Raw genomic sequence first — 26338 nt, forward strand, 5'->3', positions numbered from 1 at the left:
GTGTTGCCATATATGCAATTATTATGAATTTGCAATTTGTGTTATCCCTCTATCTATTGAAAAAAGTCGCCTAATTTGCCTATTACCTTAGCCATAAATTAGGAATAATGATCGTAGCGATAAGGTTGTCTCACATTTTTTTGAGATAAAGTTAACAAGTTGTAACAAAGAAAGATTGCTATCTTTGTTTATGCGCGGTAGCGTTACGCCTTTAAATTCGTGCGACAAAGAAGCCGGCAAGTTCATAACAACTTTGTTAAGCGGAGTCGTTAAGTCATATTTTAACGACCTTAACTAATCATTATTTTAAGTGAAGACGCCCACAGACGAGAAGTCTGGCAGTAGGAGTAGAAAATGTCTGAGGAAAAACAGGCTAACCCACTTTTTCGGGATGCAATGGCAAGCTTAGGTGCGGCGGTTAATATCGTTGCAACAAATGGCGACGCTGGATGCTGTGGCTTAACCGCAACAGCGGTATGTTCAGTCACTGACAATCCACCAACCGTGATGGTTTGCATCAACAGTAAAAGTCAGATGAATACCATTTTTCAAGAAAATGGGAAATTAAGTATTAATATCTTGAATCATGAACAGGAAGAAATGGCCTGTCATTTTGCCGGAATGACAGGGCTTGCGATGGCAGATCGTTTTACCCAACCAGGATGGCAAAACGGGCAACTACAACAACCGATATTAACAAATGCACTCGCCTGCCTAGAAGGCGATATTTATGATGTTCGCCAAGTTGGCACACATTTTGTTTATATGGCTGAAATTAAAAATATTGCTGTACGTGAAGATGGTGATGGACTTATTTATTTTAAACGTCGCTTCCATTCTATTAAAAATGAATTGGTACCTATCTCCATTTAAACTTTGACTATTTCTGACTCAAGATAAAAACGCACTTTCAATAAGGGCGTTTTTTATTGTTAATAATATCTTTATAGAAGCAGATATTTATCCAAAACAAATGAATAATTATTTCACCAAATAACAATTCATAATTTCTAGGTCTTTATTAATCTTTTATTAACATCTGTTTGTTATAAAAGAATATCTTTAAATTATAATGAAAAAATTCTTTCTATAATCAATCAGTCACATCATTAGAAATATTTTCTTTTCACTTTCATCATGCATCTTTATTTATTTTAATTAGATTAAAATACAAACAAATAATAATCTCATTGGTGATATTTTATACCAAAACCCAATTAAATGGCTTTATTTGAAAATAAATTAATGAATATTTTTTTCAATCTGGTATTAATCTTCCCTACAGTGTGATCAACCTTTGAGAAGTCATTCCATCAATATATTAGTCTACTCGACTTGCTGATTACCTTCTTAAATTTGCAAACATCACTCTAAATACGGCAGATAATGTTATCGTCATGTAACATATCTCATAAATTTGAGTAAATAACATCGTTGTTAAAAATAAATAATAATTAGGGGCATTACAGATATGGATAAACCCGCTCAAGTCGGTTTATTACAACAGCCTAAACCATTCTTTATGATTTTCTTTGTAGAATTATGGGAACGTTTCGGTTACTACGGCGTACAAGGTATTCTTGCCGTTTATTTTGTTAGTAAACTCGGTTTCTCTCAAGAACAGGCTTTTATTACTTTTGGTGCATTTTCTGCGCTGGTTTATGGGCTTATTTCTATTGGTGGTTATGTTGGTGATCACTTATTAGGAACAAAACGAACTATTGTTTTAGGTGCTATTGTCCTGGCTATCGGTTATTTCATGACTGGTATGTCAATTATACATCCTAATTTAATTTTCTACGCATTAGGAACTATCGCTGTAGGTAACGGTTTATTTAAAGCGAACCCTGCAAGCTTATTAGCAAAATGCTATCCACCTAAAGATCCACGCCTTGATGGTGCATTTACGCTATTTTATATGTCGATAAATGTTGGCTCATTAATTTCTTTATCTATTGCGCCAGTACTTGCCGATCATTATGGATATGGTCTGACTTATAATATTTGTGGTATTGGCTTAATTATTGCCTTATTGGTTTATTTCTTCTGCCGTAAGATGGTAGCAAATATTGGTTCTGAGCCAGACCATTTACCAATGAATTACAACAAACTGCTATTAGTCATTGCAGGATCTGTCGCAATGGTATTTGCTTGTGCATGGTTACTGCACAATGTAATGATTGCGAATATTGTTTTAGTCAGCCTGTCTATTATTGTTGTCTTCATTTATTTCCGTGAAGCATTTAAACAAAAAGATCGCGTTGCGCGTAATAAAATGTATGTTGCTTTTGTTCTGATGTTAGAAGCTGTTATTTTCTACATCCTTTATGCTCAAATGCCAACCTCACTGAACTTTTTTGCTATTCACAACGTTCATCATAATTTATTGGGTTTTGAGATCCATCCTGTAAGCTTCCAAGCCTTAAACCCATTTTGGATTATTATTGCGAGCCCAATCCTAGCCATCGTATATAGTCGTTTAGGTGCGAAAGGCAAAGACTTCTCAATGCCAGCGAAGTTTACCGCAGGTATGCTTCTGTGCTCGTTAGGATTCCTTACAGCTGCTGCATCGGGTATGTGGTTTGCAGACGCTCAAGGCTTAACATCTCCTTGGTTTATCGTTCTGGTTTATTTATTCCAGAGTTTAGGTGAGCTAATGATCAGTGCGTTAGGTTTGGCCATGGTTGCAGCTTTCGTACCGCAATATATGATGGGCTTTATTTTAGGTATGTGGTTCTTGACTCAAGCAACTGCCTATTTATTAGGTGGTTATGTTGCGACCTTCACAGCAGCACCAGAAGGCATTACAGATCCACTGCAGACTTTACCTATCTATACCGATGTGTTTGGTAAAATTGGTATTGTGACCTTAATTGTGGGTCTGGTTATGTGGGCAACAGTGCCTCTGCTTAACCGAATGATGAAAGAGGAAAGCAAAGGCGTTAAAGTCACTGGCTAATCTTTCAAACAATATATCAATTGATTTAAGCGTCTATTCATTAATAGACGCTTTTTTATATCTGCTTTATTTCAATTTTAAATCTTCTTTCGTAAGGCTCAGACATCTCTAATAGTGACTAAAAATATTGATTATCGACACAACTTTATATCTAATTTTTAAAGATAAATATCATCATAGCCAAACTGTCTGATAACTTTCTATCAGGCATAAAAAACCCGCCAAATAAGCGGGTTTATTTCATTTTAAAGAATGAATTAATTACAGAACATCAATCGCATTCAATTCTTTAAATGCTTGCTCTAAGCGAACAACCATTGATGATTGTGCTTGGCGTAACCAGTTACGTGGGTCGTAATATTTCTTGTTAGGTTTATCAGCACCTTCAGGATTACCTAACTGGCCTTGCAGATAGCCTTCGTTCTTTTTGTAGAACTGTAAGATACCATCCCAAGTTGCCCACTGAGTATCAGTATCGATATTCATTTTAATAACACCATAGCCAACAGCTTCTTTGATTTCTTCAGCAGTAGAACCAGAACCACCGTGGAAAACGAAATCTAGGCTATTGTGTGGCAGATTGAATTTCTCTGATACGTAGTCTTGTGAGTTACGCAGAATTTTTGGCGTTAACTGAACGTTACCTGGTTTATAAACACCGTGAACGTTACCGAAAGAGGCTGCAATAGTAAAACGAGGGCTTACTGCGCTCAGTTTTTCATATGCGTAAGCAACATCTTCTGGTTGAGTATACAGAGCAGAGCTGTCCATACCTGTGTTATCAACACCGTCTTCTTCACCACCTGTACAGCCTAATTCGATTTCTAAAGTCATATCGATTTTAGCCATACGCGCTAAATATTTAGCACAAATTTCGATATTTTCTTCTAATGACTCTTCTGATAAGTCAATCATGTGAGAAGAGAACAGAGGTTTACCTGTTTTAGCATAGTGTTTTTCACCTGCATCTAACAGGCCATCAATCCATGGTAATAATTTTTTCGCACAGTGGTCAGTGTGCAGAATAACAGGAACACCATAGTATTCAGCCATTTGATGCACATGGTGAGCACCAGAAATTGCACCTAAAATAGCGGCTTGCTGTGGTACATCAGATTTAAGACCTTTACCTGCGATAAATGCAGCACCACCGTTAGAGAACTGTACAATAACAGGAGAACGAACTTTCGCAGCAGCTTCTAACACAGCATTGATTGAGTCAGTACCTACACAGTTAACCGCAGGCAAAGCAAATTTGTTTTCTTTTGCTACTGCAAATACTTTTTGTACATCATCACCTGTGATGACGCCCGGTTTCACGAAATCAAAAACTTTAGACATGTAATAAGATCCTATATTTGGAACAGGTAGAAAATAACTTTCTACCTGTATGAGCTGACTTAATTACTGTTTAGCGCGTTCTTCTAACATTGCAACAGCAGGAAGTTTTTTACCTTCAACGAATTCTAAGAAGGCACCACCACCGGTTGAAATGTAAGAGATTTTGTCTGCGATATCAAATAAATCAATAGCAGCCAGCGTATCACCGCCACCAGCGATAGAGAATGCATCGCTATCTGCAATCGCTTTAGCAATGATTTCTGTACCTTTGCGGAAGTTAGGGAATTCAAATACACCTACAGGGCCATTCCACAGGATAGTTTTCGCATTTTTCAGGATTTCAGCTAAACGTTCAGCTGTCACATCACCGATATCTAGCACTTGTTCATCATCTTTGATGTCACTTGCTGATTTTAAAACAGCTTCTGCTGTTTCTGAGAATTCAGTTGCAACACGAACATCACTTGGTACTGGAATATCGCATTTTTCCATCAGTTTTTTAGCGTCATCAACTAGGTCTGCTTCATATAAAGAACGACCTACTGGGTGACCTTCTGCGGCAATAAAGGTATTTGCGATACCACCACCAACGATTAATTGGTCAGCGATTTTTGATAAAGAATCTAATACAGTCAGTTTAGTTGAAACTTTAGAACCACCAACAATTGCAACCATTGGGCGCGCTGGTTTATCTAATGCTTTACCTAATGCTTCAAGCTCTGCTGACAGCAGTGGGCCAGCACAAGCAACTTGTGCAAATTTGGCAACACCATGAGTTGATGCTTGAGCACGGTGAGCAGTACCGAATGCATCCATTACGAACACATCACATAATGCAGCGTATTGTTTAGACAGCGTTTCGTCGTCTTTTTTCTCGCCTTTGTTAAAACGAACATTTTCAAGAACAACTAATTCACCGGCATTAACTTCAACACCGTTTAAATAGTCTTTAGCAAGACTAACAGGTGCCGTTAATTTGTCTTTCAGATAGTCAACAACTGGTTTTAAAGAGAACTCTTCGTTGTACTCACCTTCGGTAGGACGGCCTAAGTGAGAAGTTACCATCACTTTAGCGCCTTGTTTTAACGCGGCTTCAATTGTTGGTAAAGAAGCACGAATACGCGCATCTGAAGTTACTTTACCATCTTTAACTGGAACGTTCAGGTCAGCACGGATAAGAACTCGTTTACCCGCTAGGTCTAAATCGGTCATCTTAATTACAGACATGATGAATCCTCTCATTGATTCTCTAAAATTTAGTAATCTTCTGTTCAGTGTGTTGTATTTTACGCGACACCGTCATTAAAACATGATTATTTAAAACCAGTTGTAGCCATTGCTAACGTTGTATCAAGCATTCGATTAGCAAAGCCCCATTCATTATCACACCAGACTAACGTCTTGATCAGGTGTTGCCCACTAACTCTTGTTTGAGTGCCGTCAACGATAGCACTATGAGGGTCGTGGTTAAAATCAGTTGAGACTAATGGCAATTCTGTGTAATCCACTATACCACGAAATGCGCCAGTTGCTGATTTTTGAATTAACCGATTGACATCTAACACATTTACAGCCGTTTTTACAGTGACACTTAAATCAATTGCCGTCACATTAATTGTAGGAACTCGTACAGAAATTGCCTCAAAATGATCCTTAAATTTTGGAAAAATCCGAGTAATTCCTGCGGCCAATTTCGTATCAACAGGAATAATAGATTGTCCTGCAGCACGAGTACGGCGTAAATCCTTATGATATGCATCAATCACGGGTTGATCGTTCATGGCTGCATGGATTGTTGTTACTGTTCCTGACTCTATATTAAACGCATCATCCATCATTTTAATGATGGGAATAATGCAATTTGTTGTACAAGATGCGTTTGAAACAATGCGGTGTTCTTTTTTAAGTTCATGTTGATTAACACCAAAAACCACTGTTGCATCCAAATCGGTTGTACCCGGATGAGAAAAAAGCACTTTTTTTGCACCTTGTGCAATATGAGCTTCGCCATCAGCGCGAGAGCCATAAGCACCACTACAATCAAGCACAACATCAATACCAAGCTCACCCCAAGGTAAATCAGTAATATCAACATGATGAAAAAGACGAATGCTATCATCACCTACTTGCAATAAATCGTTATTAATTCGCACATCCCAAGCAAAACGTCCGTGACTGGAGTCATACTTGAGAAGATGCCCAATACCTTGCGCATCAGCCAATTCATTTATTGCAACAACCGTTATTTCAGCCCGTTTACCTGATTCATAAAGCGCTCTTAATACATTACGCCCTATACGACCAAAACCGTTAATAGCGACTCTGATTGTCATGTGACTTCCTTGATAACTTGTGATTTGCAACCGCTTAGAATAATAGAGCAAGATACTAATCAACAACGATAAATCAAGTAAATCTAGAAATTGTGCAGTCACCGACATTTTAGCATTAACTGAAACGGTTCAGCTTACTGATAATCAGATTACGAGAAATGAGAGAAGATCGCAATAGTAAACAAAGATGGAAGGATAAAAAAAGAGCACATCTGAGAAATTCTTCCCAAAAATGTGCTCTTGTTAACACTTATTGATTATTTAAGTAAAGATTTTGCCTGTGTGACCACATTTTCAACAGTAAAACCAAACTCTTCAAATAATTCGTTTGCAGGTGCCGATTCACCGAAGCTACGCATACCTACAATCGCACCATCTAAACCAACATATTTGAACCAGTAGTCAGCAATACCTGCTTCGATAGCAACACGAGCTTTCACTGATGCTGGTAATACTGCTTCACGGTAATCTGCATCTTGTTTATCAAATGCATCTGTTGCTGGCATAGAAACAACACGTACTTTACGGCCTTCAGCAGTCAGTTGATCATAAGCGCTAACCGCTAATTCAACCTCAGAACCTGTGGCGATAAAAATTAATTCCGGCGTACCTGTGCAATCTTTCAGGATGTAACCACCCTTCTCGATGTTTGCCAGTTGTTCTGGAGTACGTGGTTGTTGTGCAAGATTTTGACGAGAGAAGATCAGTGCTGTTGGACCATCTTTACGGTCAATTGCATATTTCCATGCAACAGCTGATTCAACTTGGTCACATGGACGCCATGTGCTCACGTTTGGAGTAACACGCAGACTTGCCATTTGCTCAACAGGTTGGTGAGTTGGACCATCTTCACCCAGACCGATAGAGTCATGAGTATAAACGAAGATACTGCGGATCTTCATCAGAGCAGCCATACGTACGGCATTACGCGCATATTCCATAAACATCAGGAAGGTTGCACCGTAAGGAACAAAACCACCATGTAATGCAATACCGTTCATGATTGCAGACATACCGAATTCACGAACACCGTAATGGATATAGTTACCGGCTTTATCTTCGTTCAGCGCTTTAGAACCCGACCACATAGTCAAGTTACTTGGTGCTAAGTCTGCAGAACCGCCCATGAATTCTGGTAATACTTTACCGAATGCTTCTAATGCATTTTGAGATGCTTTACGGCTTGCAATGCTTGAAGGATTTTGTTGCAGATTTTCAATAAATGCTTTGGAATCTTTTTCCCAGTTTTCTGGCAATTCACCAGATACACGGCGTTTGAACTCAGCAGCTAATTCAGGGAACTGTGCTGCGTATGCAGCAAATTTAGCATCCCATGCAGCTTCTTTTGCTTTACCTGCTTCTTTCGCATCCCACTCTTTATAAATTTCTTGTGGAATTTCGAATGCGCCGTATTCCCAACCTAACGCTTTACGTGTTTCAGCGATTTCTGCATCACCTAATGGTGAGCCGTGAGAATCAGCAGTACCTGCTTTATGAGGAGAACCAAAACCGATAGTGGTTTTACAAATCAGCAGTGAAGGTTTGTCAGTGATTTGTTTTGCAGCTTCAACAGCGGCTTTAATACTTGCTGCATCGTGACCATCAATGCCACTGATGACATGCCAGCCATAAGCGTCGAAACGTTCTGCTGTGTTATCAGTAAACCAACCATGCACTTGACCATCAATAGAGATGCCATTGTCATCATAAAATGCAATCAGTTTACCTAACTGTAATGTTCCCGCTAAAGAACACACTTCGTGAGAGATACCTTCCATCATACAACCATCACCCATAAAGGCGTAGGTGTAGTGGTCAACGATGTCATGACCAGGACGGTTAAATTGAGCCGCTAATGTACGTTCTGCAATAGCAAAACCCACTGCGTTTGCAATACCTTGACCTAAAGGACCCGTTGTTGTTTCAACACCTGGGGTATAGCCATATTCTGGGTGACCTGGTGTTTTAGAATGCAATTGACGAAAGTTTTTCAGATCATCTAAAGAAACTTGATAACCAGACAGGTGCAGTAAGCTATAAATCAGCATTGAAGCATGGCCGTTAGATAATACGAAACGGTCACGATCAGCCCAGTTAGGGTTAGTCGGGTTATGATTTAAAAAATCACGCCATAATACTTCTGCAATATCAGCCATACCCATAGGGGCGCCAGGGTGTCCTGATTTCGCTTTTTGCACAGCATCCATACTTAAAAAACGGATCGCATTAGCAAGGGTTTTACGAGTGGTCATTTTCTACTCCAAGTCGGATAAAAAGCATCTAGATAGCTGATTCTCTCAATGCAGGCAAAAAACCGCAATATAAAAAATCCACCAAGGGGGCTATCGTAATTAGCTTAAAGCAATAGTTCTTTGATTTGCACGGCATTTTTTACGATCAAAGCGGAAAATAACATTACATCACTGCATTGTTGCGCAACAAAAAGCAAAAAAGGCAACTATTTGCGCAATTGAGAAGCGTGCTATTAAACCTTAGCTTGACATGACTAATCAAGATAAAATTTCATTACCTAATTATCCATCAAATCAAATAAATACCGTATTTGTTTTAATTATAGCCTAATAACTGACTGAACTTGTTACAAGGACGTAGAATTATAAGAGCTTAAAAAAGATAAAAAGCAGATAATTAGCTGATTCAGTAATAAAAATCTTATTTACATCATATATAGCTAAAAGGAAAAATCAGCGTAGCGTAAATGTTACTTACTACCTTAATAAAACGAGTTAAAAAATAAGCAATTAGGTTAATTTAAAAAGGTTTTTATCAAATTTGTCACGATAAAGAATATATTTTTCGTGTTTTGACTTTCATTAAGTTTAAAATTTCTTTTTTCCGTGTTAATTGAATATTCTTTTCTCTTATTATTTTTTGTAGAAAAATAGTGTCAGAAAACATCTTATTAATAATGCGAGAAAGTTTACTTTTCATTTTATGTTTAATAAAGAAATCAGTTAGTTTATCTATCTCATCAAAATCAAAAAAAAGAATATACATAACATAATTTTGTAAAAAAGTGCTTAAACAGTATTTATCATAATCACGATTGCCCAATACATCTAAGGCTTGGCTTAGTTGCTCAAAAAAATAAGTATTATTATGGTGATAAGCATAAAGAAAATCATCAATATGATTAAGTTGATGTAATAACCACGTACTATGATCATTTTCAGGATAAATAATTGACAATCCTTTCCCTTCAAGCGTTTTAAGCAATTGTAATGATAATGCCTTTATGGCCTGAATTTCTTCAGCGTTGATATCCACTTTATTAATAACAGATGAATAATGCACTAAAAAGTTATGGTAATAATCTTCGATATATTCAGAAACTTTTACTTTACTTGAGATATGGGTAACACATCCATTTATCACACTAAATGATGTTAAAGTATCGTAGTTAACAGGGTGACAATAAAGAAAAAACTTAAATAAAAATTGGTGAAGCTGATTTATTTGTCTGTCATTAAGCATTTTAATATTATTTAATCTTGAGAGCTGAAAGAAACAGTACTCTTTAATAAAATCATTCATTCGATTATAAAAATTAAGTTTTCTCACATATCCCATCGAATTAATGGTAATGATTAAATAATAAAAATTTTGCTCATCATAAATAGTGATTTTATTTTGGTATTTTTCTAAACTGACTTGCTTACCTTCATTGTCAGAATACCCCGGATCACTCGGCTGTAATTCTGCATCCCAACCAATAACGGTGTTATCTTTATTCTTTTTAAAAAATAGCTCTGCGTTATTATCATCGTCTATGCTGTACTCAAAATCATTACTATTTAGGTGAAGCGCTTTGTTTTTATATTTATGCTCTAAATAAGAGCAAAACCATTGATTCAAATCCATTTTTTGCGCTCCCTTCTTACAAGTAGCCAGCGATTAAATTACCACTAATTTCTTTTTATAAAAACCTATCGGAAAATAACCTTGGTAGTAAATCTGAATGATATTTTCCCAGTTGTCACCATAATTGAAATACTTTTCAGTAAGATACTGCCTAAATGCGTAACATATCGCATTTCTTGCTGCAATTTTAAAGTTATGTACATCGTACTGAAAATGACTGTCAGGTACAGGAAACGCTTTTAGACTCTCTATTACGGCTTTACTAACAAGTAATCGCATCTCAACTAAATCTTTGGGATATCCTTGTTTTATATAGAAAGGATCAGTTTGAGTCGGAGAAGTTGGCAACCATTCGACATTCAAAGACGATTCAAAACAAGCTTGGATACTTTGAAAATGGATAATTTTTTTATCATCAAAGCTTCCCTGCCCCATATTAGAAAAGAAAGGCGTAATACCGATTTTTTGTTGGATTTCGTGAAAAAAACTCATGACTAATAGACTCAATTATTTCTACGTTAATTCTATTTAATTTCAACATAACATTTCAGAATAAATTTTAGTTTAACTATTATTATCTTCCACTAATGCTAAAAAATGATCTTGAAGATCACCTTGTATTTCTTCGTTATCATAAATAAGCCGAAAATCCTCATCAATATTATTAACGAAATGAGTGCCGTCTAGTGTTCCGAATATTGTTGATGCAGTATCTGTCATCACGATTTTCATCATATTAATCAATGAGTTTCTTTCTTCCTCTGATAAATTAACAAAAATCTTATTCACTTGAGAGAAAGTACCTTCATGGTGACTTTCTGGATCTGGCCTATTTAACCTTTCACTATATTGTTTGAGGTTATCTTCAAATAACTCTTTGTATATTTCATTAATAACAAATTTATCTTTTTTCATTATTTTCCTTTGTATTAAAACCAACGCCCCATAGGTGAATTCTCTCTCAAATTTTTGTCAATCAATTCTGGAGTAATGATGTTTTGTTCAATAACAGGAAGCATGATTTCATCTAAAATTTCGCAATCAATATGACAACCGGTATTATGAAATATAAGGTTTAGAGCCTCATCAATTAATGCGTGTTCACCCTGTTCTTTCATTTCAAGAATAAATTGAACAATTGCTTGTTTTATCTCTTTATTTTTACTGTATTCGGCTTGTTCAGTTTCAAATTCCTGATAATAAAAATGCTCGAGCGTTTTAGATAGCATACTTAAATGTAAATAAAATTCCGTGTTCATAAATTAATCCTAAATATCCCCAAGACTATGATTTGATATCTTGCAGGTTGTCTTTCACCAATAGCAAATAAACCAAGCAACCGCATATTCTCTTTTTTTGATTTTTGGATATCGTACATTACCGACAAACCATCATAGGTATAGTGCATTCCTAGATTTAAGGTTAGTCCTTTCGTCTTATTTATTACCTGCTGTCTTACCTCTTCATCTAGTCTGTTTAAATTGTTTAATTGCGTTACGCTAATCGACATTTTTTCATCATAATAAGGGCACTGAATCAGATGATTTAACCGGTAAAAATCATCTTCAAAACCATCATAAATTAGCTCTTTTTTCTTTATATTTTTCATTTTATTCAGGTTTTAGTTGATACCAAAATGAGGTTGTTTGAGAGGATGTTAGTTTTATAATTCTATCCGGCGAAATATCCGTTAAAAACAGTGTCGCAACTGCGCTAAAAAAAACAAAAAAGTTAGCTGCAATATGCTCAAAACTATCCGTAGGTGATCCACTTGTCATTGCAAAAATATCACCAGTTTGAGTATTCAATAAGATGGTATAAGGATCTGACAGTGCAATAACAATCATATTTTCAGGTCTATAATCACCAGTCCACCACTGAGTAAACTCATTGGGGCTATTTAGCATAAATAGCCTTTCAAGATAATCTTCACCACAACCAAAGCTGATATTAAATAATGAGAAATTATCTAAATTATAGAGAGAGATAAAAGAGGTAAAATCATCAAGGGGGGAAAGGGTTAAATTTTGTTCTAACAAATCTAAATCAGTAAGTGGTGCTGCTCTTTTAAAAAGCACTAAATCATCAAAATCTTCACCTAAAGGAGAAAATTTGTTTTCTAACTCTTTTGTGATTTCATCAAGCGCTAATAGCATGATCATTCCAGTCTAAGTTTATTTTTAAACCAGTTAATCACCATTATATTCGCCAATATAATATAAATTATTATAGGTTTGATTATCGCTCTCTTTGATAACGAGTTCAGGATCTTGATACCAAAATATAGCATTAGCATTTTTTATTCCTAACTCTTCACATTTAGCTTTAATGAGCGATATTTCACTTTCATCAACAGCTGCATCTACTAGAATTTCATCAAGCGTAACATTGTTATCAAAACGAGGAATAACACCAATAAAATCTTCGTCATACCACACTATATCTAGATCTTGGCAGAATCCACATACTCTATAATTAGGATCATCAATTCCGCCTTCCACCGAATAATCTAACTCAAAATAATGCATATATTCTTCTTCGGAAGAAAAATTACTACCAATCCATAAATGTACTTTATTTTCCATATTAATTACCTACGAAATGCTGTTGCATATAGCATTAATATCACTAATAAATTCTAAGATAGTGATATCAAATATTGAAAGCAAGAAATAATGGCTTAGAAAAATAAGGAGAGAGAAAATTATTTGAGGCTATAAATGCAAAAACCCCAGCATAAATGCTGGGGTTTAGAATGTTGGCGGAACGGACGGGACTCGAACCCGCGACCCCCTGCGTGACAGGCAGGTATTCTAACCAACTGAACTACCGCTCCGCGTATCCTTTCGGACGAGATGAATATTACGAATCTCTTGCCTTGTCGTCAACTATTTTTCTAACAAAAAGATGCATTTGGATAGTTTTTAATCTCAACTACCTATTTCTGCTTTTTTTATATTCAAACAGCCTCATCGTTTGATGCAGGACGCCACAAACAATGCCCGCCTTTTTTCTCAACTAAATCTAACCGAGACTCATGCTCAGCAAGTTCTTCTGCGGTTGCTCTTATTACTCTTAATCCTGAAATTGGGCGTTCGATACGTTGAATATCATTTTGTTCTTGTTCGTTACTTGATTCGCCTTCCATTGAAAATGCTAATGCTGTTTGCCCACCAGTCATTGCTAGGTAGACATCAGAAAGTATTTCAGCATCCAATAACGCGCCGTGAAGAGTACGTTTAGAGTTATCTATTAAGTATCTATCACATAAGGCATCAAGGTTATTTCGTTTACCAGGAAATAATACTCTCGCCATTGCAAGGCTATCGGTAATTTGGCAGAACGTTTCGGTAGGCGGAATATCACGGTTGAGTTTTCTAAATTCATAATCCATAAAGCCGATATCGAACGATGCGTTATGAATGATCAGCTCTGCACCACGAATATATTCTAAAAACTCGTCAGCAATATCAGCAAAAGAAGGACAATCCTCTAAAAATTCATCACTAATACCGTGAACTTCAAACGCTTCAGGATCAACTAATCTTTCAGGCTTAATATACACATGGAAATTTCGCCCTGTTAGTCGACGATTGATAACCTCTACGGCACCAATTTCAATGATATTATGACCTTCATAATGAACGCCCAGTTTATTCATACCGGTGGTTTCGGTATCAAGTACAATTTGTCGTGTGATTGGAGTGCTCATAATCCGTTTTTATGTCAGACTTAGGGTTAGTTTTTCGTATTAATCAAAAAGGATAAATCGCCTTTATGCACAAGCAGGTAGAAATATTCACCGATGGTTCATGCTTAGGCAACCCGGGTCCCGGTGGTTATGGCGCTATTTTACGCTATCAACAACATGAAAAAACCCTAAGTGAAGGTTTTTTTATGACCACCAATAACCGAATGGAACTTCTTGCCGCTATCGTAGCATTAGAAACATTAAAATTCCCTTGTAAAATTACACTGACAACAGATAGCCAATATGTCAGACAAGGTATCACACAATGGATCCATAGCTGGAAAAAGCGCCAATGGCGTAAAGCAGACAAAAGCCCTGTGCTTAATGTCGATTTATGGAAACGCTTAGATAATGCTATTACTCGTCATGAAATTGAATGGCATTGGGTAAAAGGCCATGCTGGTCATGATGAAAATGAACGTTGTGATGAATTAGCAAAGACAGCCGCACAAGCCCCCACCCAAGAAGACACAGGTTATATCGAAAGCCAAAAAGATAAAACCACAGATTAGTGGTATTTATGACTCTGGATGATTACGTGTAGCCCCTAAAACTCGCCCTTTTACACTCATGCGTGGCAATGCAAATTTCATAGCCGTGGGTGTTAAAGGAAGTGTTCTTTTACGTGCAATGATTAAATTTAGACAACCACCGATGTGATAGCGGCTACCATCACGTTTTATTGGTCTTGAAAATGGCATAATTTGGAAATTCTGTTGTGTCATCACTTCATAATTTAATACACTAAACCAATCTATTTGGCGGCGAAGTGAAAACATACGACTTGAGTAAGGCTGTTTTTGTCGTAATATTGGTGTGCATTTCCCAAGCCCTAATAAACTAATCGGGTTAAAGCTCGTTAATACAATCCAGCCATCATCAATTAAAACGCGATCTGCTTCTCGTAATAGCCAATGAGGGTCTGCACTATAATCCAGTACATGCGCCATAAGGCAAACATCAATCGATTTATTTTCGAAGGGTAAATACTCTAAAGATGCAATAACATCTGCATTTGTTTTGTTAGATGTCACATTGACTTGATGTGAAACGATACTTAATTTGGTATCCAATTCAGCACTGAGTTGACCAAGTTTCAATAAATGAAAGCCATAAATTTTCGGCCACCAATTTTGTAAACGTAGTTCGATAGCCATGCGATAATATTCCCCCCAGGGAATATCGCGCCAAGAATCTGGCATCATAATTGGTTTTGCTGAACGTGCTGCTTTCATCGTTTAACCCTTTATAATTTATAAGTAAGGTAACTTATATGGAGCTTATCAGAATTCCTGCTTTATCCGATAACTACATTTGGCTATTGAGTAATGAAAATAGTGAATGTGTGATTGTTGATCCTTCACAAGCTGAGCCTGTTATAGAAATACTCTTACAACGTTCGCTTACACCTATCGCGATTTTGCTCACCCATCATCATGATGATCATGTGGGTGGTGTTGCTGAACTTGTAAAAAAATACCCTAATATTGACGTTTTTGGCCCACAAGAAACTCAAAGTAAAGGAGCTGAAAATATTATTCACAACCAAGAGCATATTATTGTCAGCTCTTTTTCTTTTTACGTAATTGGCACCCCCGGTCATACTCTTGGCCATGTAGCTTATTATTGCGAACCTTATCTGTTTTGTGGCGATACGCTGTTCTCGGGGGGATGTGGTCGTTTATTTGAAGGTACTGCACAACAAATGTTTAGTTCATTACAAAAATTAAGTGCATTGCCTGATAACACATTAATTTGTTGTGCACATGAATACACGCTTTCAAATATGACCTTTGCACACCATATCATGCCAGAAAATGCACTTATTACCGATTATTTAGCCCAAGTTAGTGAAATGCGTAAGGAATTACAACCTACAGTGCCAATAACACTAAAAAATGAAAAGAATATTAATCTTTTTTTGAAATCTGACGATATTGATTTGCAAAGGATTTTGGGTATAACCACTAACACTTATGCTCCAATTAAGACATTTACAAAATTAAGGGAATTAAAAGACAACTTTTAATGCCTATTAGTTGTTTTATTTTGGCACACTAAGTATTATTTGGTTCAAAAAACACACAGGATGAATTTTTCTATTATGAAGACAAAAGCGATTTTGCTCTCCATATTGCTATTGGCGGGTTGCCAGCAATCTGAGAGCATGAAACCTAATTTGTCTGCGATAACGCCAACATCAACAAAAGGGACTTCAGCTTCTCACCAACCTCAATATGATGTCAAAACCAATTTATGGGGTTATGTAGTAAGTGAATTAAAAATGGATCTCCCTGAGAATGAAAGGATCTCGCAGCAAGAATTGTACTTTTTAAATAATCCAAAACATATACAAAGCGTTGCTTCTCGCGCTGAACCTTATATGTATTCGATTATTGATGAAATCGAAAAACGTGAATTACCGATGGAACTCGCTTTAGTTCCTGTGGTTGAAAGTGCATTTAATCCCCATGTTACCTCTTCTGCAAATGCAGCAGGTTTATGGCAATTTGTTCCAATAACCGGTAATTACTATGGTTTGGCACAAAACCAATGGTATGACGGTCGTCGTGATGTCATGGCGTCAACTAAAGCTGCACTTGATTTACTTGAACGCCTGTATGTGATGTTTGATAGTGATTGGGCACTTGCCCTTGCTGCTTATAACGCTGGCGAAGGCCGTGTTATGCAAGCAATAAAGGCAAATGAAAGTAAAAACCTACCAACAGACTATTGGTCACTCTCTTTACCTAAAGAAACGATGAATTATGTCCCTAAAATTCTCGCTTTAAGTAAAGTTATCCGTGAAAATGAAGAAAACATCACTTTTCCTAAAAGCAACTATCGCGATAAAGCATTAGCTTCCATTGATGTCGGTGAACAAATTACGTTAAATAAAGTTGCTGAATTAAGTCAGCTACCTATTAATACAGTGAAAGATTATAACCCAGGCTATAAGCGTGGAATAACTGCACCTAATGGCCCTCATGTCATTATGTTGCCTCGCAATAAGCTTGATCAATTCCGTAATGCTTTTGAAGATGAAGCGGTATTAGAGACTATTCGTTTGGCAGTTGCCAAAACAAATCAGTCAATTAAACAAGAAGGTGTTTATAAAGTTCGCTCAGGGGATTCATTTTACGCTATTGCTCGTCGCTACAATATGAGTATAAAAGACTTACAACGTATTAATGGATTAAATGCAAAAAGCACCTTATTAGTAGGACAAACATTAAAAATTCATAATGCAGGTAGTATCAGTAATACCACGGTAACAAAACCTACAAAACCGTCTCCGAGTTATTACAAAGTTCGACAGGGAGATTCTTATTACAGTATCGCTCGTCGTCACGGTATTAACCTTAAATTATTAATGAGTTGGAACTCAGACATTAAAATGTTAAAGCCGGGTACACAACTTACACTTTACACAAAATAATTAATTTATTTTCTATTTTAAATAGCCATCAATGTTATGACATTTTTCGTCTTAATATTGATGGTTTTTTTATAGCCCATAAAAGTCATATCATCTCTCCTTTTTCTAGAGCAATCCCTATAATAACTAGGATGCCAATCAAAATAACAGATAAAAAAATGGCAATAAAAAAGCGCCCGATATAACTATCAAGCGCTCTATTTTTATCTCATCAAGGTTAATTTAGCGTATTAGCTTACAACCAGAAGAACCAAGCAAACAGAGAGATAACTAAGATACACACTAAGTTCAGCACACCGCCGACACGTACCATTTCGCTTTGTTTGATGTAACCAGAGCCAAAGACAATCGCATTTGGTGGGGTTGCAACAGGCAACATGAACGCACAAGATGCACCGATACCGATAATCATCGTTAACGCCATTACTGGCATACCTAATGCTTGAGCGACTGTTGCAAAGATTGGCACTAATAACGCCGCACTCGCTGTATTACTGGTAAATTCAGTTAATACGATGATAAAGGTCGTTACTGCAAGGATGATGACAAACCAGTGGCTATTACCAAAGGTATCTTTCATAAAGTCAGCCATAACTAGGCTTGCACCAGATGATTGTAAAATTGCGCTCAGTGTTAAGCCACCACCAAACAGCATTAATACGCCCCACTCTGTGTTCTCTTGAATTTGACTCCAACTTGCTACACCTGTTACACCGATAACAATTGCTGCACTGACCGCAATCACGGTATCTAAATCTTTTACACCACCAAAAGCACTACTGATGAATGAGCTGAAGATCCAACATACTACAGTAATTAAGAAGATGATCATGGTAATAACACGTTTGTTATTCCATTCTAACACTTCTAATTTTAGGTCAAACTTATGTTTTAAGTTAGGACGCAACATCAGATACATAACGATAAACATGATAGGTAATAATACCAACATGATTGGAATACCGTACTTCATCCATGTAATAAAATCTAAGTTTAATTGAGCAGCAGCAATCGCATTTGGTGGACTACCCACTAACGTACCTAAACCACCGATACTCGCACTATAAGCAACACCTAATAACACGAATACGAAAGTATTACGTTCTGAACGAATATCTAAGTTAGATAAAATACCCAATACTAAAGGCAACATCATCGCAGCTGTAGCTGTGTTACTGATCCACATTGAGAGTAATGCAGTTACACCAAATAACAGCAATACGGCGATTGAAAGTTTACCTTTTGCAATCATCAACAAGCGGTTAGCAATTAAGCGATCTAGCCCTTGAATGTGGAGTGCTGTCGCTAACGCAAAGCCACCAAAGAATAAGAAAATGATAGGATTCGCAAATGATTTTAATGACTCATTGGTATTCATTAGCCCAAGTACAACGGCTAAAATAGGTATAAATAATGCGGTTATCGTAACGTGAATAGCTTCTGTCAGCCATAACACACCCACAAACACCATTAATGCTAAACCTGCATTGGCCTTTGGATCATAAGGTAAAAATTCTAGCAAAAGTAATAATAAAACTACATCGATTGCCAGAATGATTAACCCTCGTTTGTTTATCGGGCTCGACTTCGCCGATGGGGCTAAATTGGACGCGTCCATGATAATACTCCACATTAGCTGATATGAACATTGGGTTCACTAAGCCATAATTGTTAACGAAATAGGTTATATGTGAAATATAAAAACATTTCTCGTCATTGAAAATGCGCAAAACTAATAATTGGGATCTCATCCACGAGAATTAACCAATTTATTAATAAAAGAGTAATAATTGAACACTATTTTCTCTTACACATCACACTTTTTCAAAGATATTAATAATAAATATTCTGTTTTTTCTGAAGAAAATCAAAAAAAAAGGGGAGAACCTAAGGTTCTCCCCTTTCAAATCAATAAGATTTTTTAATCAAACAAGCAAGATTATGCTTGGCCTTTAACTTCTTTCAGACCATTGAAAGGCGCTTTGTTACCTAATGCTTCTTCGATGCGGATCAGTTGGTTATATTTAGCAACACGGTCAGAACGGCTCATAGAACCCGTTTTGATTTGGCCAGCTGCTGTACCAACTGCTAAGTCAGCGATAGTTGCATCTTCAGTTTCACCAGAACGGTGAGAGATCACAGCTGTGTAGCCTGCATCTTTCGCCATTTTGATTGCAGCTAAAGTTTCTGTCAATGAACCAATTTGGTTGAATTTGATCAGAATTGAGTTAGCGATGCCTTTGTCGATACCTTCTTTCAGGATCTTAGTATTAGTTACAAACAGGTCGTCACCAACCAGTTGGATTTTGTCACCAAGAACTTTAGTTTGGTATGCGAAACCATCCCAGTCAGATTCGTTTAAACCATCTTCGATAGAAACGATTGGGTATTGTTTAGTCAGTTCTTCTAAGTAATGAGTGAACTCTTGTGAAGTGAAGGTTTTACCTTCGCCTTTCAGTTCGTAGTTACCCGTTTCATTGTTGTAGAACTCAGAAGCTGCACAGTCCATAGCTAGAGTAACGTCTTTACCTAAAACGTAACCAGCTTTCTCAACGGCTTCTTTGATAGCAGCTAATGCAGCAGCGTTAGATTCTAAGTTTGGTGCATAACCACCTTCGTCACCAACAGCAGTGTTCATACCTTTTGCTTTTAACACTTTTGCTAAGTGATGGAAGATTTCTGAACCCATACGTACAGCTTCTTTCAGTGAAGGTGCGCCAACAGGTTGGATCATGAATTCTTGGATATCAACGTTGTTATCTGCGTGCTCACCACCGTTGATGATGTTCATCATTGGCAGAGGCATAGAATATTGACCGTGAGTACCGTTCAGATCAGAAATGTGCTCGTACAAAGGCATACCTTTTGCAGCAGCCGCTGCTTTTGCGTTTGCTAAAGAAACCGCTAGGATTGCGTTTGCACCAAAGTTTGATTTGTTTTCAGTACCATCTAAATCGATCATGATTTTATCGATGTTAGCTTGGTCTTTTGCATCTTGGCCAAGGATAGCTTTAGCGATTGGACCATTAACAGCTGAAACCGCTTTCAGAACACCTTTACCTAAGAAACGTGATTTATCACCATCACGTAATTCTAATGCTTCACGAGAACCTGTTGATGCGCCTGATGGAGCAGCCGCCATACCAACAAAACCACCTTCTAAGTGAACTTCAGCTTCAACAGTTGGGTTGCCACGAGAATCAATAATTTCACGACCAAGTACTTTAACGATTTTGGACATTCGGTTTTCCTCTGTACAAGTTAAATTTCCGAGAAGAGATACCCTATCTCTTCTCATATATCCTATTTCAGCAAACCTTTTTGGTTATCAAAGGCTGCTTTCACAAAGCCTGCAAATAACGGATGGCCGTCACGCGGCGTTGAGGTAAACTCTGGGTGGAATTGACAAGCAACAAACCAAGGATGGTTTGGATTTTCAATAATTTCCACCAGCTTGTTATCTACTGAACGACCTGCAATACGTAAACCCGCATCTTCGATACGTTTTAAAAGTAGATTATTTACTTCATAACGGTGACGATGGCGTTCTGTAATGGTGTTTTTTCCATACAGTGTACGTACTAAGCTATCACCACTTAAATGGCAAGGCTGAGCACCGAGGCGCATCGTGCCACCTAAATCACTATCATCTGAGCGTACTTCAATGTTGCCGTCTTCATCGCGCCATTCGGTAATTAATGCGATAACTGGATATTTACAATCTGGTGCAAATTCAGTGGAGTTCGCTCCTTCCATACCAACAACATTACGTGCAAATTCAATCATAGCAACCTGCATACCTAAGCAAATGCCTAAGTAAGGGATCTTATTTTCACGCGCATATTGAGCGGCCATAATCTTACCCTCAATACCACGTTCACCAAAACCACCCGGTACTAAAATTGCATCCAACCCTTTAAGCATTTCTACGCCACGGGTTTCAACGTCTTGTGAATCAATTAATTTGATATTTACAGTAACACGGCTTTTGAAACCACCATGTTTTAATGCTTCAATCACTGATTTATAGGCATCTGGTAATTCAACATACTTACCAACCATACCGATGGTTACTTCGCCTTCAGGATTAGCTTCTTCATAAATAACTTGTTCCCACTCTGCAAGATTTGCAACTGGGCAATCTAAGCTGAATCGTTTACAGATATAATCATCTAATCCCTGAGATTTCAATAGTGCAGGGATTTTATAAATGGAATCGACGTCTTTTAATGAAATAACCGCTTTCTCTGGCACATTACAGAACAGTGCAATTTTGGCACGTTCATTTGCAGGAATAACGCGGTCTGAACGGCAAATCAACGCATCAGGCTGAATACCGATCGATAGTAATTCTTTTACAGAATGCTGAGTTGGTTTGGTTTTCACTTCACCAGAAGCGGCTAAATAAGGCACTAACGTTAAATGCAGGTAGAATGTATGCTCACGGCCCACTTCTGCTGCCATTTGGCGAATCGCTTCTAAGAAAGGTAAAGATTCGATATCACCAACGGTCCCGCCGACTTCAACTAAAACGACATCATGGCCTTCGCCACCACGGATGATGCGTTCTTTAATTTCATTAGTGATATGAGGAATAACTTGAATTGTAGCCCCAAGATAGTCACCACGACGCTCTTTGCGTAATACTTCAGAGTATACGCGACCTGTCGTAAAGTTATTACGACGAGTCATTTTCGTGCGAATGAAGCGCTCATAGTGTCCTAAGTCGAGATCAGTTTCAGCACCATCGTCAGTAACGAAGACTTCCCCGTGCTGAATTGGGCTCATAGTACCTGGATCGACGTTGATATACGGATCCAACTTCATCATGGTGACATTGAGTCCACGGGCTTCGAGTATAGCCGCCAGAGAGGCTGCGGCAATGCCTTTACCCAGAGAGGATACGACCCCGCCGGTCACAAAAATATAATTCGTTTTCATGCTGAACCTGAAAGTTTAGGTGTATTAGGATGATGGATATAACTGGACGGGAACACAGTATACCCGAACCTTATTTTCGCTACAAACATTCTTAGTAGTATAAAGTTCTTTTTCATCACGCCACTTATCCGTTTAAACACGAAAAAACAGTAAAAATTCAATAAACTAAACCCGTGAAAATATTTCTCAAGCATTTTAGCTTAATCCTTTCAGCTAAGATATCACTTTTACAGAAGAGATGCTTTATTTTTTTCACGATATTAAGTGTAGCAGGTTTCTAGCGCGATATTTTGCTTCTGATCATGCGTTTAATTTTTTTGAGGTCAATCACACTTTTAGTGCAATTAAATGAAATGACAATATTTTAAATCACCCGAAAACAAAAAAACGAAATTATTTTTTATAATTTCGCCTTTTTCATTTTTTTATAAAACAAGATAAAAAACAATGGCTTTTGCTATTCTTTTTATCGCACTAAATGTCACACCAATAACTATTTGCGAGTCACAATTCACTCAATCAATTGTATTTTAGCTTTCTGCCAACAGATCTCCATCTCTTCCAATGAGGCATTTTCTATGTTTATACCTTCTTCTAAGAGCATTTTTTCAACAAAGCGAAAACGTTGTTCAAATTTGCGACATGCTCGATTTAATGCTTGTTCTGGTTTTTGTTTTAAATGCCGGGATAAATTTACAACTGAAAACAGTAAATCACCCAATTCATCTTCAATTTTAGACGCATCTTGAGGTGTTTTTTTCACCTCAGTTATCACTTCATCAATTTCCTCAAACACTTTACCTAAAACAGGTTCAAGTTCATTCCAATCAAATCCGACAGAAGCACATCGTTTCTGAATTTTTTCTGCTTTCATCAAGGCAGGTAATGTGGCGGGAATATCATCTAATAATGAAAATTGTGCTTTTGCCTCACGCTCTTGCGCTTTCAGTTTTTCCCAGCGATGTTTTTCTGCTAATAAATTGTTCTCGCTTTCAGAAGCAAAAATATGAGGATGACGACGTTCTAGCTTATTACTAATCGCTTCACAAACATCATTAAAATCAAATAATTTTTGCTCTTGCGCCATTCGTGAATAAAAAACAACTTGATAAAGCAAATCGCCTAACTCTTCTTTTAAATCAGAAAAATCTTTACGAGCAATAGCATCTAACACCTCATACGTTTCTTCTAAGGTATAAGGCGCGATAGTGTCAAAAGTCTGCACTTTATCCCATTCGCATCCCGTATCAGGATCACGTAACTGCGCCATAATTTCTAATAAACGAAAGATTTCACGATTTTCTGACATCATATTGCCTTTTAAATAAGAGTGAGCTTTATCCTGTTTAACACATTTTTAGATAAAAAAATGCCGAGAACAGTTGTCTCGGCATCTTATCATTTTAATGTTTTAGTGAGAAAAGCGTTTCGCTTCTATCACATCAGGCAACTGATTAAGTTTTGCCAAAATACGACCTAATACTTGGAGATTGTAAATCTCAATATTCATGTCAATTGTCGCAATTTGTTGCTTCACATCACTACGGCTACTCACGCCTAGTACATTCACTTTTTCATTCGCTAAGATAGTGGTGATATCACGTAATAATCCACTACGATCATTAGCAACAACACGGACGACTAATGAATAACCACTAGAATAATTCTCTCCCCATACCGCATCAACAATACGTTCTGGCGCGTGAGAAAGTAACTCCGCAAGCTGTTCACAATCTGCTCGGTGAATTGAAATACCACGCCCTTTGGTAATAAATCCAACGATATTATCGCCTGGAATAGGTTGGCAACAACGTGCAATATGGTGCATTAAGTTACCAACACCCTCAACGACAATACTACTCCCTGAGCCTGTGGTTCTTGGCGCTGGTGTTTTACTCTCGAGTGTTCTCAGTGCTTCTTTATCTTCATCTTCCGCAGTGGCTTTATTTAATTTACTTTGAATAAAGTTCACTAACTGGTTAATTCTGATATCACCGACACCAATACCAGCTAATACTTCATCAACACTATGCACGTTATAACGTGCAATCAGCAGTTTTTCTGCTTCTTTCATGTTGATATCCATATGTGCCAATTCGTTATCTAAAATCTGACGCCCCGCAAGAATATTTTTATCGCGATCTTGCTTACGGAACCAATTGTGAATTTTTGCACGCCCACGACTTGTGGTGACATAACCTAAGTTAGGATTTAACCAATCACGACTTGGATTAGGATGTTTTTGTGTGATGATTTCAATTTGATCGCCCATCTGTAACTGATAGCTAAATGGCACAATACGTCCACCAATTTTCGCCCCAATACAACGGTGCCCTACATCACTATGAATATGATAAGCAAAATCAAGTGGTGTTGAGCCAGCAGGTAAATCAACTACATCACCTTTTGGTGTAAAGACATAAACTCGATCATCAAAAACCTGGCTACGGACTTCATCTAACATTTCGCCAGAATCCGCCATCTCTTCTTGCCATGCAATCAGTTTACGTAACCATGCAATACGGTTTTCATAACTACCTGTACCGCCTTTCGTTGCAGCACCTGTTGCACCTTCTTTATATTTCCAGTGCGCAGCCACACCTAATTCTGCATCTTCATGCATTTGACGAGTACGAATTTGGATTTCAACCGTTTTGCCTTCAGGCCCTAACACGACGGTATGAATTGATTGGTAACCATTAGGTTTTGGGTTTGCAACATAATCGTCAAATTCATCAGGTAAATGACGGAAATGCGTATGCACAATCCCTAATGCGGCATAACAGTCTTGAAGACGTTCAACGACAATACGAACAGCCCTCACATCGAATAACTCATCAAATGCGAGGTTCTTTTTCTTCATTTTACGCCAAATACTATAGATATGTTTGGGACGCCCATAGATATCTACATCGACATTCTCTTCTTTCATATAACCGCGTACGGTACTGACAAAATTATCAATATACTGCTCGCGATCGATACGACGCTCATGAAGCAAGCTTGCTATTTTTTTATATTCATCAGGATGAAGATAACGGAAACAAAAATCTTCTAATTCCCATTTTAATTGACCAATACCCAATCGGTTGGCCAATGGCGCATAAATATTAAAACACTCTTTGGCAGCCAGTACGCGCTCATCTTCTGTGGCATCTTTCACTTCACGTAAATGGGCAATACGCTCTGAAAGTTTGATGACCACACAACGGAAATCTTCCACCATGGATAACAACATACGACGCACGTTATCCACCTGAACCGAACTTGTTTCATTGGTGTGTGTCGCTTTTAATTGGCGAATGGCATCCATTTCCATAACACCGCGTACTAAGCTCCAAATAGCATCACCAAAATGTTCAGTAACGATTTCCTGATCAATAAGATTTTCTTCAGCAAGCGGGAAAAGGAGCGCCGCCCTCATGCTGTCTTTATCCATGCTTAGTGTCGAAAGAAGCTCAACCATTTCAACACCACGCCACAATAACAGTTCGGCATCTTCACGCCCTTGAACAGTACGATGGCAGTATTCCCAGGTTTGCATGATTTCACTACCCGCATTGACATGGGTTAAGTTCAAGCTGTTGACCCATTTATCAACAGCAAACTCTCCTGCAGGTGTTAAGTGAGCACTTCTTACTGCAACCATATTCTCTCCCTACACGGTATAAATCTTATTTGCGACTTATTTA

Annotated in this window: 23 protein-coding genes and 1 tRNA gene; 5 read left to right on the forward strand and 19 right to left on the reverse strand. The window is 37.5% G+C overall.

The window, feature by feature from the left end:
- The first annotated feature begins 354 nt into the window (after positions 1 to 354).
- Both hpaC and dtpB read left to right on the forward strand, forming a co-directional pair.
- Entirely contained in the window at positions 355 to 873 is a 519-nt protein-coding gene (gene hpaC, locus JEP40_RS00450; protein WP_198621978.1) for a 4-hydroxyphenylacetate 3-monooxygenase, reductase component, read from the forward strand.
- A 598-nt stretch (positions 874 to 1471) separates the two neighbouring features.
- Entirely contained in the window at positions 1472 to 2959 is a 1488-nt protein-coding gene (dtpB, locus tag JEP40_RS00455) for a dipeptide/tripeptide permease DtpB (protein WP_198621979.1), read from the forward strand.
- 261 nt (positions 2960 to 3220) lie between these two features.
- On the opposite strand, the gene fbaA is transcribed toward dtpB, so the two are convergent.
- From fbaA to dnaQ, 13 genes are all read right to left on the reverse strand, one after another.
- Positions 3221 to 4300: a class II fructose-bisphosphate aldolase gene (gene fbaA / locus JEP40_RS00460; protein ID WP_198621980.1), complete on the reverse strand. Its 1080-nt coding sequence runs from the start codon at positions 4298 to 4300 to the stop codon at positions 3221 to 3223.
- Positions 4301 to 4363: 63 nt separating this feature from the next.
- On the reverse strand, positions 4364 to 5527 hold the full coding sequence (gene pgk / locus JEP40_RS00465; RefSeq protein ID WP_198621981.1) for a phosphoglycerate kinase: 1164 nt from the start codon (positions 5525 to 5527) through the stop codon (positions 4364 to 4366).
- 86 nt (positions 5528 to 5613) lie between these two features.
- Positions 5614 to 6633, reverse strand: coding sequence for an erythrose-4-phosphate dehydrogenase (gene epd, locus JEP40_RS00470; protein WP_198621982.1), 1020 nt, complete (start codon positions 6631 to 6633; stop codon positions 5614 to 5616).
- 257 nt (positions 6634 to 6890) lie between these two features.
- Positions 6891 to 8885 (reverse strand): transketolase, encoded by a 1995-nt coding sequence (gene tkt / locus JEP40_RS00475; RefSeq protein WP_198621983.1) that lies wholly within the window; start codon positions 8883 to 8885, stop codon positions 6891 to 6893.
- A gap of 544 nt (positions 8886 to 9429) precedes the next feature.
- Positions 9430 to 10515 (reverse strand): hypothetical protein, encoded by a 1086-nt coding sequence (locus JEP40_RS00480; RefSeq protein WP_198621984.1) that lies wholly within the window; start codon positions 10513 to 10515, stop codon positions 9430 to 9432.
- 33 nt (positions 10516 to 10548) lie between these two features.
- A complete protein-coding gene (locus JEP40_RS00485; protein ID WP_198621985.1) occupies positions 10549 to 11007 on the reverse strand; it encodes a hypothetical protein in 459 nt (152 codons plus the stop codon).
- Between the two features lie 72 nt (positions 11008 to 11079).
- Positions 11080 to 11430 (reverse strand): hypothetical protein, encoded by a 351-nt coding sequence (locus JEP40_RS00490; RefSeq protein ID WP_198621986.1) that lies wholly within the window; start codon positions 11428 to 11430, stop codon positions 11080 to 11082.
- A 14-nt stretch (positions 11431 to 11444) separates the two neighbouring features.
- Entirely contained in the window at positions 11445 to 11774 is a 330-nt protein-coding gene (locus JEP40_RS00495) for a hypothetical protein (protein ID WP_198621987.1), read from the reverse strand.
- Positions 11771 to 12124, reverse strand: coding sequence for a hypothetical protein (locus JEP40_RS00500; protein ID WP_198621988.1), 354 nt, complete (start codon positions 12122 to 12124; stop codon positions 11771 to 11773). Before JEP40_RS00500 ends, JEP40_RS00495 begins: the two co-directional genes overlap by 4 nt.
- A 1-nt stretch (position 12125) precedes the next feature.
- Positions 12126 to 12671, reverse strand: coding sequence for a nuclease (locus tag JEP40_RS00505; protein ID WP_198621989.1), 546 nt, complete (start codon positions 12669 to 12671; stop codon positions 12126 to 12128).
- Positions 12672 to 12704: 33 nt separating this feature from the next.
- A complete protein-coding gene (locus tag JEP40_RS00510) occupies positions 12705 to 13100 on the reverse strand; it encodes an immunity 22 family protein (protein WP_198621990.1) in 396 nt (131 codons plus the stop codon).
- Between the two features lie 174 nt (positions 13101 to 13274).
- A tRNA-Asp gene (locus tag JEP40_RS00515) sits at positions 13275 to 13351 on the reverse strand.
- Between the two features lie 123 nt (positions 13352 to 13474).
- Positions 13475 to 14227 carry a DNA polymerase III subunit epsilon gene (gene dnaQ, locus JEP40_RS00520; RefSeq protein ID WP_198621991.1) on the reverse strand — a complete coding sequence of 251 codons (753 nt, stop codon included), beginning with the start codon at positions 14225 to 14227 and terminating at the stop codon, positions 13475 to 13477.
- Between the two features lie 65 nt (positions 14228 to 14292).
- On the opposite strand from dnaQ, the gene rnhA reads away from it, so the two are divergent.
- Entirely contained in the window at positions 14293 to 14778 is a 486-nt protein-coding gene (rnhA, locus tag JEP40_RS00525) for a ribonuclease HI (protein ID WP_198621992.1), read from the forward strand.
- A 6-nt stretch (positions 14779 to 14784) separates the two neighbouring features.
- On the opposite strand, the gene JEP40_RS00530 is transcribed toward rnhA, so the two are convergent.
- A complete protein-coding gene (locus tag JEP40_RS00530; protein ID WP_198621993.1) occupies positions 14785 to 15501 on the reverse strand; it encodes a methyltransferase domain-containing protein in 717 nt (238 codons plus the stop codon).
- 38 nt (positions 15502 to 15539) lie between these two features.
- On the opposite strand from JEP40_RS00530, the gene gloB reads away from it, so the two are divergent.
- Both gloB and mltD read left to right on the forward strand, forming a co-directional pair.
- Positions 15540 to 16295 (forward strand): hydroxyacylglutathione hydrolase, encoded by a 756-nt coding sequence (gloB, locus tag JEP40_RS00535; protein WP_198621994.1) that lies wholly within the window; start codon positions 15540 to 15542, stop codon positions 16293 to 16295.
- Between the two features lie 75 nt (positions 16296 to 16370).
- A complete protein-coding gene (gene mltD / locus JEP40_RS00540) occupies positions 16371 to 17705 on the forward strand; it encodes a murein transglycosylase D (RefSeq protein WP_198621995.1) in 1335 nt (444 codons plus the stop codon).
- A 235-nt stretch (positions 17706 to 17940) separates the two neighbouring features.
- Here mltD and JEP40_RS00545 read toward each other — a convergent pair whose 3' ends face one another.
- The 5 genes from JEP40_RS00545 to relA all read right to left on the reverse strand — a co-directional run bounded on the left by JEP40_RS00545 (position 17941) and on the right by relA (position 26295).
- Complete coding sequence (locus JEP40_RS00545; RefSeq protein ID WP_198621996.1) at positions 17941 to 19323, reverse strand: SLC13 family permease; 1383 nt, start codon at positions 19321 to 19323, stop codon at positions 17941 to 17943.
- 321 nt (positions 19324 to 19644) lie between these two features.
- A complete protein-coding gene (gene eno, locus JEP40_RS00550; protein ID WP_072070732.1) occupies positions 19645 to 20946 on the reverse strand; it encodes a phosphopyruvate hydratase in 1302 nt (433 codons plus the stop codon).
- 62 nt (positions 20947 to 21008) lie between these two features.
- Positions 21009 to 22646: a glutamine hydrolyzing CTP synthase gene (gene pyrG / locus JEP40_RS00555; RefSeq protein ID WP_072070733.1), complete on the reverse strand. Its 1638-nt coding sequence runs from the start codon at positions 22644 to 22646 to the stop codon at positions 21009 to 21011.
- Positions 22647 to 23157: 511 nt separating this feature from the next.
- Entirely contained in the window at positions 23158 to 23955 is a 798-nt protein-coding gene (gene mazG / locus JEP40_RS00560) for a nucleoside triphosphate pyrophosphohydrolase (RefSeq protein WP_198621997.1), read from the reverse strand.
- Positions 23956 to 24057: 102 nt separating this feature from the next.
- Complete coding sequence (gene relA, locus JEP40_RS00565) at positions 24058 to 26295, reverse strand: GTP diphosphokinase (RefSeq protein WP_198621998.1); 2238 nt, start codon at positions 26293 to 26295, stop codon at positions 24058 to 24060.
- Between the last annotated feature and the right edge of the window lie 43 nt (positions 26296 to 26338).

Origin of the sequence: Proteus vulgaris, from assembly GCF_016239305.1 — a bacterium.
Taxonomy (GTDB): Bacteria; Pseudomonadota; Gammaproteobacteria; order Enterobacterales; family Enterobacteriaceae; genus Proteus; species Proteus vulgaris_C.